Here is a 12496-nt window from a genome sequence, read left to right as displayed (position 1 = left end):
GATGTATTTCTCAAGCGTGATTGAGGTGATGCAGTAAGCAGGCTAAAATCGTGGGGCAGTGGGGGCTGTTAGAGTTAAAGTGCCCCAGATAAGAACCTCAATTCTATTAAAAATCACCTCAAATGAAAAGACAAACCTTTTTAATAGCCCAAGCGGTAATTATTATATGCAAAATGCACCAATGGTGTTGTTCCATCCCGATGGTAATTTTATAATAAGTGCGAAAATTACTGCTGAATTAAGAGAAGTATATGATGTTGCATCTTTAGTAATTTATCAGGATAATAATTTATGGGCGAAACTCTGTTTTGGAAATTCGATAAAAAAAGAAACAACAGTTGTTACACGGGGATTTTCAGATGATTGTAATTCAATAAAAATTACTGATGATTTTGTTTATTTTTCAATAGCAAAGAAAGGTGAAGAATTTTCATTTCATTGTTCAACTGATAATGTAAATTGGGAATTAGTGAGACATTTTAGATTAGAATGTAATGATAGTAGTCTAATGCTTGGATTTGCTGTTCATTGTTCAAAAGGTGAAAAGTTTTCTGCAGTATTTTCAGATATTAATTATTCTAAAAATGTATTGGAAAATATGAGGACATATAAATAGTATCCTCGTTGCAGCACATAGTGTTATGAGAGCTTACTGATGGCTTACAAATTACCAAGTATTTTATCCATAACCCAACTGGTATGGGCTGCAGTTTCTCCGGTAGATGGGTGTTTGCTGTTGCCTAAAAGATCTTCTCTCATATTTTCAACATGATAAATCTGAATGTTTTCCGGATTTTCGATGAATAGTTCCTCTGTGCCATTTTCGTTTGTCAGCAAGAGTGGGGCATCGTCGAAAATAGAAAATTCAATTTTGCCTTTGCTGCCAAATATTTCCACTCGATCTTCTCTTTGACTGCAGCCAAAATTCCAACTTCCTGTTCCGGTAATGCCATTTTCGTGCAGCCAACAAGCCGTTACAGCATCTTTTGCATCGTACAGGCCCTGCTGATTAGTACTAAAGCCGGATACTGATTTTATATTGCCAAATAGATAGATGATTAAGTCAAGTCCATGACTCGCTAAATCGTCGAAGTAGCCACCTGGCGCTATTTTCGAATCGGTTCGCCAATTGTATTTGCCAGACAGATCCATTTCGTTTGCCGGTTTACTCAAATGCCATCGGATATGTCTTACTTCTCCAATTGAATCATTTTCAAGCCATGTTTTTACCTGTTGAAAACGAGGCAGGGAACGGCGGTAGTATGCTGCAAATAAGGGGAGACTTTTTATTTTAAATGCTTCACAGATTTCCAGACAGTCCTGATAATTTGGAGCCAGTGGTTTTTCTATGCAGCAGGTTTTTCCTGCTTTAGCAACTTTTAGAGCGTAATATTTGTGCGAATCAGGAGGTGTTGCAATATATATGGCATCAATTTCATTGTCATTAATTAATTCGTCAGCATTGGCATAGAACTTAGTAATATGATGTCTTTTTGCATAATCCTGCGCTTTGTCTGCATCGCGGCGCATAACAGCACTAATTTCGAATCCGTCCGTTTTTTGATAAGCCGGGCCGCTTTTAACTTCGGTTACATTACCACAACCTAATATTCCCCAACGTATTATTTTTGTATCTGAATTCTTCATTTTGTCTGGTTTGATATGTGTATTTTCAATGCGAATTAGCTATGCAAGATAGGGATTTTTTGTCTTTTGAAACAGAAGCTCTTCCTTGTTTTTATTTTGAATTTTGAGTTCCTGAAATTTGTATGGCGGAGACATTTTAGAATGCGTAATCTTTGAGAATATCATATATTTTGTATTTTTGAATGCCATTCAAGTCCGTTGAAACAAATCAAAACTTTAAACGATTCTAATGATTCAATTACGAGTAAAAATTCTGGCCTTTAAGGAGGCTGAGGCCAAATACATTGAACTGGGCAAGAAAAGATTTTTGGACGTGCTTTCCGATCTTGAAGCAAATATCCAATTTGTTGAAGATGATGCGGATATCTTATTTATTTTGAGTGGCGGGAGCGAACATGCCGCTAAATTATTGGCAGAAAAAAATAGATTTTATATTATTCTGTCGAATGAATTGGACAATTCGAATGCAGCCGCTCTGGAAATTAAGGCGTGGATGAATCGCGAAGGGATAAGTTCTGTATTGCTTTCGAATTCGGAGGAAATGAAGGTGTATATGTCAAAGTACATAGAAGTAGCTTCGGCTATTGAAGCTTTAAAGGGAAAGCAGCTGGGTTTAATTGGCAATGTTTCCGATTGGCTGATTGCTTCAAGTGTTGAGAAGAATGTCTTGATGAGTAAGTTGGGAATCAATTTGAAACAAATTGATTGGAAAAGCCTTTGCAGTTTCGAGGATGCTGAAATTAACAATGATTTTTTAAGCAAATTTGAATATACGGATCATCAGGAGAAACTGAATGCTTCGAAAATTTACAATATCCTGAAAGATTGCGTTGAGAATGAGAAATTGGATGCCTTAACTGTTGAGTGTTTTCCTTTGGTTCGTCAGAAATCGGTAACTGCCTGTCTGGCATTGTCTCTTTTTAACGATCAGCAAATACCTGCGGGCTGCGAAGGTGACTTGGCAAGTATTGTGGGGATGATGTTTGCCAAAGAAATTTCCGGTTCAATTCCGTGGATGGCAAACGTTGCCAAAATATCAGAAGAAACTGCTTTATTCGCTCATTGCACAATTGGAACCAATTTACTATCGGATTATGAGGTAACGACTCATTTTGAAACAGGTTTGGGAACTGCGATTCAGGGAATGTACCGTTACAATAACATTACTGTTTTTCGTTTCAACAGCGAATTAAACAAGGCTTTTATCACCACAGGCGAAGTTTTGGATCGTCCGAAATATGCAACAGCCTGCCGCACGCAAATTGAGGTAAAATTACCTCTGTCTGCAATTGCTAAATTAAAGGAAAATCCTCTGGGAAATCATCACCTGATTTTACAAGGGAACCAGCTTGAGAAACTACAATTGGCCTGTGGTTTATTGGGAATTGAATTGATCTAGATAATTCAAAATACGAAAAAGGAACACCATTGTGATGTTCCTTTTTTCAATTGAAATTAGTCTGTGTTTATTTGGTAGCAGTAGTTCTTTTTATGAATGATTGTCTGCGAGATGATTCATTTTTTCTTTGATACTAACTAATTCTGTTATGTCTTCCAGAATCATAATGATGTATTTTTCTTTTTGATAGGGAAACAGGCGTGTTGAAAACTGCAAATGTTTGTCAATCTTTACGCCTTCGAAGGTAAAAAATGGTTTCGTAATTTTTTCGTTGAAAACAGCCTCATTACTTGCGTAAGAGTTAAGTGCCGAGATTCGTAATTCACAGGTTCTGCACATGCTCGTATTACCACATAGTTCTTGTTCTTCTATTTGATACGCACAACCTATTACTTCACCACATTTCCGATATAGTAAATTTTCATTCTTTTTATTGGAAAATATGCTTAGCAATGGATCGTTATAAGCCCGTAATTTAAGATCCTTGTCTAAGAGCATAATGCAAGAACTAATGTTATTTAGAATCAGATTTAAAAAATCGCTTGATTTGCTTAGTTCACTAAACCGCTCATTTGTATGCGTGATGTCTGTTTCCATAGCACTTATTTTTATCATCAAAATCATCGGATTTATATCCAATTTGAATAGTTCTATCTAAACTACAAAATTTTATGATAGCTTCAAAATGTCAGAAGACAATATTGTACGTGGTGGTTTATTTCACATAAACTGATATTAATAAATAAAAAGTCTCGTCAACAACTGTTAACGGGACATGATAAATTTAAGGACAGCGCTAAAAATCTTTAATCGGATGATTCCAATGATTTTATATTCATTACCTGTACTTGTCTCTTTGGAAAAATTAGAGATTAATACTTCTTCAGAAATTGATTTATTGAGCTGAATAACTAAACATGAGTTAGTAATAAATACAGCGATGTTGTTCCAATAAAAATCCAAAGTAGAATTCCCATGATAAAAGCATTGCTGCCGGTTTCCCTGATTTCAGAAACAGAAATACTTGAACCGATAAATAGTAGGGCGATGATCATTCCTTTCTTGCCCAACCAATTTAAGATTGCAAAACCATCATGCCATTGTGGAATTAAGTGAGCTGTAATAATTGCCAATACAAATACGCCAATGAACCAAGGTATTTTTATTTTACCGGATTCCGTGTTTTTGTTGAAAATTGCAAATACAATTGAAACAGGAATGATCCAAAGGGCTCGGGTTAGTTTAACCGTAGTCGCAATTTCCAAAGCTTTTTCACCATATGCAGACGAAGCACCCACTACAGAACTGGTATCGTGAATCGCGATTGCCGACCAAAAACCAAATGTTTCCTGACTCATTTCAAAATAATGTCCGATGATTGGAAATAAGATCAATGCGACAGAGTTTAGTACAAAAACAACAGCCATTGCAAACAAAACCTGCTTGTTTTTTGCATTAATAACCGGTGCAACAGCGGCAATGGCACTACCACCGCAAATAGCAGTTCCTGCAGCAATTAATATACTTGTGGCTTTCTCCACCTTAAAAAGTTTACCGAGTAATAAACCAATACTGATGGTTGATATTACCGACATTGCCGTAAAACCAAAACCTGATTTAGATGCTTCTATTACCAGGGTCAGATTCATGCCAAAACCCATTAGAACGATGGATGCCTGCAAAACAGAAGATGTGTATTTGGTAAACCGGGTGGTTTTAATTCCAAACATAGAAAAGAAGAGTCCGGTGACCAGAGCAATAGCCGGTGAAAAGCCGGGCATAAAGCAAAGTGCAATGCCGATGAAGAATAAGTAGCTGGTTTTTTTAGAGAATTGATACATTTGTCTTTGTTCTTTGATTTCAGGAACAAAAATACAATGTAAGAATAGCTTATGGAAATTGTAAATTATTATTGTGTATAACTAAAAGTTATAATGATGAAGTAGGTCTATAAATAAACCGGGGATTTTTAACTCAGAGCCCTGACGCGATGCCAGTCTTAGTTTCCGATGAATATTTAATTCACTTACATTTAGTTTGCAAAGACTTTTCAGTTGTATTTCCTTTTTAATAGACTTTTCAGATATCAGAGCAATACCGTCAAAATCACAAAGAAAATTTTTAATTGCTTCGGTACTTCCCAAATGAATCAGAATGTTTAGTTTTTCCAGATCTATATTTTGCTTGGCAAGTGCTTTCTGAATAACCTGTAATGTTCCGGAACCTTTTTCCCGCAGCACCAATGGTATTTCCTGAATGTCGCTTAGTTTAATGTTTTTGCGTTTTGCGTATACACTTTGTGTTCCTGTAACAACAATAATTTCATCATCCAGAAAATCCATGTATTTGATGTTGGAATTGGACGTTTCATTTTCTACCAGAACCAAATCTATTTCATTATCAAGCAGTTTTTGCTCCATTTCAAAAGAATTGCCGTTGAATAAATCGAGTTTTATTTTGGGATATCGTTTATGAAAGGATGCAATTACCGATGGAATTAGGTATTGTGAAATTGTGGAACTGGCACCAATTCGCAAAGAACCATTAAAAGCTTCATTTAATCTGCCCAATTCATATTCCAAATCACGATACTGCTGTTTAATTTGTTTAAGACTGCGATACACCAACTTGCCGGACTTGGTTAAATAAACTTTGTTACCTTTTCGTTCGAAAAGAGCGGTGTTTAATTTACTTTCCAATTCTTTAATGTGTTTGGTGACTGCAGGCTGGCTGATGAACAGTTCTTCGGCGGCTTTCGAGAAATTTAGGTTTTCTGCCACAGCAATAAATACTTCGTCCCGATAATCCATGTCTTATCTTTTTAGTTTTGTTTTCAACCATTTCCAGGGGAACAGTATTGATACATTTTTTTGGTAAATCCGGTATTGTTCACCGTATTCTAAAACTAGTTTTTTTTCTTCTAAAAGACAGCCAATAACTAAATAAATACTAAGAATTACATTCACGATCAATGAGCTAATATCTAAATTTCCTGCCCATATAAATAAGAAAGTTGCAGTATACCAAGGATGGCGGATTACACCAAGAATTCCAGCAGTGCTTATATTTCCATCATCAGATATGGTTTTGTGATGTTCTTTTTGCTGAATCTGGCGAAAGCCTAAAAAGGACGATAGATCGTAGGAACGCGAACCGGCAAAAAACAAGTAAAAGCAGACTAGGAGAATCAAAACACGCACAATTATAAAATTACCGGGCCAGGTAAAAATCATCTCGCTTTTTATTGAATAGGAATACCAAATCAGTGGTAAGAATGTAATTAGTGAAAATAGATTGTAGAGAATCCGGTAGGTTCTGAATTGTTTGCCAAGTTTAGGTTTTATATAGCTGATGAACTGATTCGAAATTAAACTGCTGTGAAAAAAGCACCATAGCAATAGAAATATAACAAGCAGAATGTGTTGTGTTGAGATCATTTGGCAAAAGTAAGAAATAGATTTTGCTTTAATCTATTTCCTGCACTTTGAGCGAAGATATTCTGTCTTGCTATATGCATTATCTTATTCAACAGATCTGTTGTATGCTTCGTTAGTGAATACCTTTGCTGGATTTTTTGGGTCTAAAATCTCAGAGAAGCCTTTTGATTCGCTTCCAATTTTTATTTTTTCCTTGCGGAGATAATCGTTTTTCTCATCACTTTTATCAATAACAAAAACATATTGGTTGGGGGCTGATTTAAGAATTGCATAGCTCGGAAGTGCTTCTGCATCTTTTTCATTTGTAGTGATTTCGGTCTTGATGAATGAGCTGTTGTATAATCTGCCTTGATTTTTCTCCTCAATTTTAGTAACAAGTATAAAAAGTACAAGAATACCTTTGTTTTATCCATTTATGAAGGCGCTTTGCTTGCCTAGCTTTGTTGAATAAGAAATAGTAAATGTGTTGAATTAATAGTAAAAGATATGAGTAAGAAATTTTTATATGTTAGCGCAAACTCAAAAGAAGAAAAGGATTCATATAGCTTAAAGGTAGGGAGAGCTTTTATTGAGCAATACAAAAAGAAAAATCCCAATCACGAGATTACAGAACTTGATTTGTTTAAAACAGATGTTCCCTATTTAAATGCTCTGGTTTTTGATGGCTTTTCGAAGTTGCAGAATGGTGGTAGTTTCAGCGATTTGGATCAAGAGCAACAGAAGCAGATTGGAAATCTGAATCAACTTCTGGAGCAATTTATGGAAGCTGATGCTTATGCATTTGTTAACCCTATGTGGAATTTTTCTATTCCTCCTGTACTTAAAGCTTATATTGATGTTATATTGCAGGCAGGAAAAACATTTCACTATACTGAAAATGGCCCGGAAGGATTGATGAAAGGAAAGAAGGCGATTCACATCCAGGCATCAGGAGGAGTTTATTCGAATGGAGCGGGGAGCGAAATGGATTTTGCGCATCGATACTTAAAAACAGTTTTGGGATTTATCGGAATATCAGAATTGAAATTTGTTCCTGTTGAAGGAATTGCAATGGGACTGGATATTTCTGAAATTGAAAAATTGGCAAAAGAAAAGGCGATTGAATTTGTGTCTGAATTTTAATTGCGTTCTATGAAAAAATAGAATTTCAAGAAATTTTATTTGAATTGTGTGCGGGTCGATCATCCTTTAGGAATGTCTTCCCGCACTTTCGTATCGTAAACCGGGTAACTTTGTTAAAATTCCTTTAATTGTCGGCTATCCGGCACGCTTTAATTTTTATGTAGATTTAAAAACAACTACTTTAGTAGTTCTTAACAGTACATGGCTAAAAACGAATACATGAAGTTGGATCAGTTGAAATTAAATATAGATCATATTCCATTCAAAAAATCATTGAGTTTTCTTCCTTTAATTAATAAATTAAAGAGTGAACAAAGAAATGGAGCTGGAAATGATTTACATGCAAAAATTATTTTGGATGTAGTTAATAGGAATCCCGATTTAGCGAAAACCGATTTTAATATTGAGGACGTCAGTAAGTATGAGGATGAGATTCATACAATAATGTCATATTTTTTCACCCCTTCTCAATACAAAAAAGATATCGGTGTTGTTGCCAGTCCGTTCGACGATCATAACTTTTATTTCACTCCAAATTATCTTAAGATATATAACAATCAAAATATTGAAATTGAACATGTTGAGATGAATCATCAGGATAAATGTTATCTGACTTTTATGAAGTTGGTATATGCTTATTTAATGATTCTTCCCAAATTCTATAATTTTCAATTGGATATGGATTATCTGTTTTTGTATCGTATGACAGATAAGCTGAATGGTTTGGTGAAGTATTATAAATTGGAGTATGATGGGTCATGTATCGAACTTACTTATAATGGGAATTTGCCGGAAGCCTCAGAAGAGGATATTAGACAAATGATTAACGATCCAATGAACATGGATTTTTGGATGAAGACAATTCCTTTGGATCATTTCACGTTTTGTGGGTTTATGTCATTCAAATATGTAGATGTTACTCAGATTGAAGTAATCTCATCATTAAAGTCTCAATTGCTGGAAAAATCTTCAATAATTAACCGGAATAATTTTAATGCTCTCGAACAGAATATTCGCTCATTATTAGCATTGCCAAATTTGAATTTAGGTGTACTTGCTTTGAGTATGATTCAGGGGAATGTTGAAAATCCTTCTAATTTTTGGCATGGATTCATTGATCCTAATAAATACTCGTGCGATGCATATCGGGGAACAATATATCAAGAGGCGGGTTTATCCGGTTATCCTGTTTTGATTAATGACCTTACAAGCAGAGAGAATTTAAAACCCGTGGAACAAGAGTTGTTAAATCAAGGCATTAAGAATATTTGTATCATACCTCTTTATTACGAAGGGGAATTGGTGGGGATGATGGAATTGGGTTCAACAAAGGCTTTTGATATCAATTTCACAAAATTGCGTGTGATAAAAGATATCATTCCTGTATTTTCTATTGCAGTTCAACGGACGAGTGAGGAATTAAAAAATAGAATAGAGGCTACAATTAAAGAAGAATGTACAGCAATACATCCAAGTGTGGAGTGGCGGTTTCAGCAGGCGGCCAGCAATTTGTTAGCCAAAAGAGATTTGGATGATCAGGTGCAAATGGAAGAAATCGTTTTTCGGGAAGTATATCCATTGTACGGAGCGATTGATATTCGTCATTCCTCGGTGATTCGAAACCGGACAATTCAGGATGATTTGGTGGAGCAGTTACAATTGGCACGAGAGGTTTTGAGAGAGGCATTTTTGGATTGTAAAATGCCTGTATACGATCAGTTAATATACAAAATTGATTATTTTATTGATGGGATTGAAAAAGGACTTTCTTCGGGTGATGAAATGAACGTTCTTCGTTTTATCCGCCATGATGTTGAAACACTTTTTCCACATTTTAAAGAGAATGGATCTGCCTTAACCACTGCGGTCGCTGAATATTATAGAAATATCGATCCAGAGTTAAATATAGTTTACAAGCGTAGAAAAGATTTTGAGGATAGTTTAGCGATGATTAATGATTGCGTTATCTCTTATCTTGAAAAAGAGGAAGAAAAAGCGCAGAAAATGTTCCCTCATTATTTTGAAAAATATCGTACAGATGGTGTAGAGCATAATATTTATATCGGGCAAAGTATTTCAGCACAAAAAACATTTGATCGAATTTATTTAAAGAATCTTCGTTTGTGGCAGTTAATTGTAAGTGCTGAATTAGCCCGGAAAACAGGTGCTTTAAAAAGTTCATTGCCAATTGAACTGGAAACCACAGGTTTAATTTTAGTACATAGCCAACCTTTGGCAATAAGATTCAGACAAGATGAGAAAAAATTTGATGTAGATGGAGCTTACAATATTCGTTATGAGATTGTTAAAAAAAGAATTGATAAGGCAGTTGTAAAAGGAAGCAGTGAGCGCCTTACTCAGCCTGGAAAATTAGCCGTAATATTTAGTCAGGAATCTGAAATGGAAGAGTATCAGAAGTATTTGGAGTATTTGGTTGCAAAGGGCTACTTCGAGAATAATATTGAGCATTTGGAGTTGGAAGATTTACAAGGAGTGTATGGCTTAAGAGCGCTAAGAGTTCAAATTAAGAATGGTGCAGAACCTGATGAAGTGCTTGCCGTTGCTAAGGAATTGAAACTGAACGAATAGTTTATAGTGCCAATACGCTTATAAAATCAAAGTAAAACAAAATACAAGCAGAATAAATTTATGCAATTTAAATCTTTATGTCTTAGTCTGGTTTTATCCACGATAAGTTTCTTGAATTTTGCTCAATTGGCAACAGATAGTTTGCCCGATAAGGCTCGTCCAAAAATAGGGCTTGTTTTAAGCGGGGGTGGTGCAAAAGGATTTGCCCATGTTGGTGTTCTTAAGATTATAGATGAATTGGGTATCCCGATTGACTATATCGCGGGCACTAGTATGGGAGGCCTGATAGGTGGTTTTTATGCAATTGGATATTCCGCTGTTGATATTGAGAAAATTATCTTAAGTCAGAATTGGGAAAATCTCCTCTCAGATAATGTGTCGCGAAAATTTGTACCTATTTATGAGAAAAAGGATTTTGAAAGATATATCCTGTCATTTCCGATTAAACCGAAAGGAATTCAATTGCCAAGTGGTATTGTTGGGGGGCAAAACGTGATCAATTTATTTGAACGGTTAACGATAGAATATCATGATCAGATGGATTTTAATAAATTACCCATTCCTTTTTTATGTATTGCTACTGATTTGGAAACAGGGAAGGCTGTAGTTCTGGATAAAGGTTATCTGCCTCTGGCTATGCGTGCAAGTATGGCTATTCCAACCTTTTTCTCTCCGGTAGAGATAGATGGCAAGTTATTAGCCGATGGGGGAATGATTAATAATTTTCCGGTAAAGGAATTAATTAATATGGGCGCCGATATTATTATTGGAGTAGATGTACAGTCTGGTGTTAAGTCCAAAAAAGAATTAAAGTCTATTTTGGATATAATGAATCAGACGGTTTCATTAATGGCATTGAATAATTTTAAAGACAATCTGAAATACTGCGATATCTATATTAAACCTAAAATAGATGAATACACAGTTGGGAGTTTTCAGGATGCGGATTCATTAATTCATAGAGGAGAAGCAATTGCACAAACATTTATTCCAACTTTACTCGATTTAAAGAAGAAATATAACCTGGAAAAGAAAAAATTGAAAGCATATGTGCCTCCATGTGATTCATCCACTTATTTTATTAAAGATGTGGAGGTTAATGGGTTGAATGAAGTGAGTTATTCGTTGTTGTATGGTAAGTTGAATTTGGAGATGAACAGTAATGTTAGTTTATACAAATTACAGGATGGGATTAATCGTGTGTATGGCAGCCGGTACTTCGATCGTGTAGATTTTCAAATGAAAGGAGAGGAAGAAAAGACTCTTATTGTAAATGTAAAGGAACGAACCACCAAGAGATTTAATGTTGGACTTCATTACGATAGTGATAATAATGCGGCAGTATTACTAAATACAACATTTCGGAATAAACTAAAAAGTGGATCCCGTTTATCGTTTGATTTAAAATTATCAGAAAGTCCCAGGTTTAAAACAACCTACACTATTGATAATGGACTAAGGCCAGGCTTTAACATAGAAGCAGAATATAACGATTCTGAGGTGTATGCTTTTAAAGAAGGAAAAAAAATTGCGAGTTATGATTTTAACTATATGAAGTTCAATTTTAATGTTCATTCTATTTTTCGGGAATCATATTCTTTTGGATTAGGAGGCAAGTTGGAATATTACAATATCAATTCAGAATTCAGGACGCTTGATTTACTGGATACCCGAGATGAAGATTATTACTTTACCTATTACGCATTTCTAAATCTGGATTCCCATGATAAGGCTTATTATCCAAAGACCGGAATGAGTCTTTATGGAGAATATAAGTTAGTGACAAATAACGGATTTAATCTTGATGGAATGAATCGGCCGGCGTCGGTAGCTTATCTTAAATTTCAAAAGGCAATTAGTGTAAGTTCCGCATTTACGGTTTATCCAAAATTTTATGGAAGGGTAGTATGGGGTAAAAATATACCTAATTTTTATATGTCTTATACCGGAGGAATCGATCAAACAGATTATTTTGATATTCAAATGCCTTTTGTTGGTTTGGAACGTATGGAAATGGCTTCAGTAAATTCTTTTGTTTTCCGTGCCGATTTTCAATATGAATTATTTCGGAATAATTATTTAATTCTGAAAACCAATGCCGGTAAATTGGTTGAAGATGTTAATAATACATTAACACAGGGAGAATGGATTAGAGGAATAGGATTAACATATTCATACAATAGTTTAATCGGGCCGATAGAATTTTCGTTGATGTATTCTGATAAGAAAAATGGTATTTCAAACTATGTGAATTTAGGCTTTTGGTTCTAATAGGTTGTCAGTCCTAATTTTGAAGTTTTAC

At 35.1% G+C, this 12496-nt stretch carries 10 protein-coding genes; 5 read left to right on the top strand and 5 right to left on the bottom strand.

The annotated features are described in order from the left end of the window. Positions 1-58: 58 nt before the first annotated feature. Positions 59-616, top strand: coding sequence for a DUF1349 domain-containing protein (locus tag QUH73_RS07730; protein WP_336622386.1), 558 nt, complete (start codon positions 59-61; stop codon positions 614-616). Positions 617-660: 44 nt separating this feature from the next. Here QUH73_RS07730 and QUH73_RS07725 read toward each other — a convergent pair whose 3' ends face one another. Next, complete coding sequence (locus tag QUH73_RS07725) at positions 661-1647, bottom strand: Gfo/Idh/MocA family protein (RefSeq protein ID WP_289529861.1); 987 nt, start codon at positions 1645-1647, stop codon at positions 661-663. A gap of 229 nt (positions 1648-1876) precedes the next feature. Between QUH73_RS07725 and QUH73_RS07720 the strand changes: the two genes are divergently transcribed. After that, positions 1877-3046, top strand: a complete 1170-nt coding sequence (locus tag QUH73_RS07720) for a hypothetical protein (protein ID WP_289529860.1) — start codon at positions 1877-1879, stop codon at positions 3044-3046. Positions 3047-3136: 90 nt separating this feature from the next. Here the strand turns inward: QUH73_RS07720 and QUH73_RS07715 are convergent, their stop codons facing one another. From QUH73_RS07715 to QUH73_RS07700, 4 genes are all read right to left on the bottom strand, one after another. Next, entirely contained in the window at positions 3137-3643 is a 507-nt protein-coding gene (locus tag QUH73_RS07715; protein WP_289529859.1) for a hypothetical protein, read from the bottom strand. A gap of 314 nt (positions 3644-3957) precedes the next feature. Then, positions 3958-4887, bottom strand: a complete 930-nt coding sequence (locus QUH73_RS07710; protein WP_289529858.1) for a YeiH family protein — start codon at positions 4885-4887, stop codon at positions 3958-3960. Between the two features lie 81 nt (positions 4888-4968). Next, the gene (locus QUH73_RS07705) at positions 4969-5856 is read right to left on the bottom strand and encodes a LysR family transcriptional regulator (RefSeq protein WP_289529857.1); all 888 of its coding nucleotides are present in this window, start codon (positions 5854-5856) and stop codon (positions 4969-4971) included. A gap of 3 nt (positions 5857-5859) precedes the next feature. Continuing rightward, on the bottom strand, positions 5860-6483 hold the full coding sequence (locus tag QUH73_RS07700; protein WP_289529856.1) for a methyltransferase family protein: 624 nt from the start codon (positions 6481-6483) through the stop codon (positions 5860-5862). A gap of 486 nt (positions 6484-6969) precedes the next feature. Here QUH73_RS07700 and QUH73_RS07695 point away from each other — a divergent pair, with 486 nt between their 5' ends. The 3 genes from QUH73_RS07695 (at position 6970) to QUH73_RS07685 (ending at position 12465) form a co-directional block, all read left to right on the top strand. Continuing rightward, entirely contained in the window at positions 6970-7605 is a 636-nt protein-coding gene (locus QUH73_RS07695; RefSeq protein ID WP_289529855.1) for an FMN-dependent NADH-azoreductase, read from the top strand. Positions 7606-7806: 201 nt separating this feature from the next. Further along, positions 7807-10194, top strand: coding sequence for a GAF domain-containing protein (locus QUH73_RS07690; RefSeq protein ID WP_289529854.1), 2388 nt, complete (start codon positions 7807-7809; stop codon positions 10192-10194). Between the two features lie 60 nt (positions 10195-10254). Continuing rightward, complete coding sequence (locus QUH73_RS07685) at positions 10255-12465, top strand: patatin-like phospholipase family protein (RefSeq protein WP_289529853.1); 2211 nt, start codon at positions 10255-10257, stop codon at positions 12463-12465. Positions 12466-12496: the final 31 nt, after the last annotated feature.

Origin of the sequence: Labilibaculum sp. K2S (genome assembly GCF_030372765.1) — a bacterium.
Classification (GTDB): Bacteria; Bacteroidota; Bacteroidia; order Bacteroidales; family Marinifilaceae; genus Labilibaculum.
This window is presented reverse-complemented; position numbering and strand designations above follow the sequence as displayed.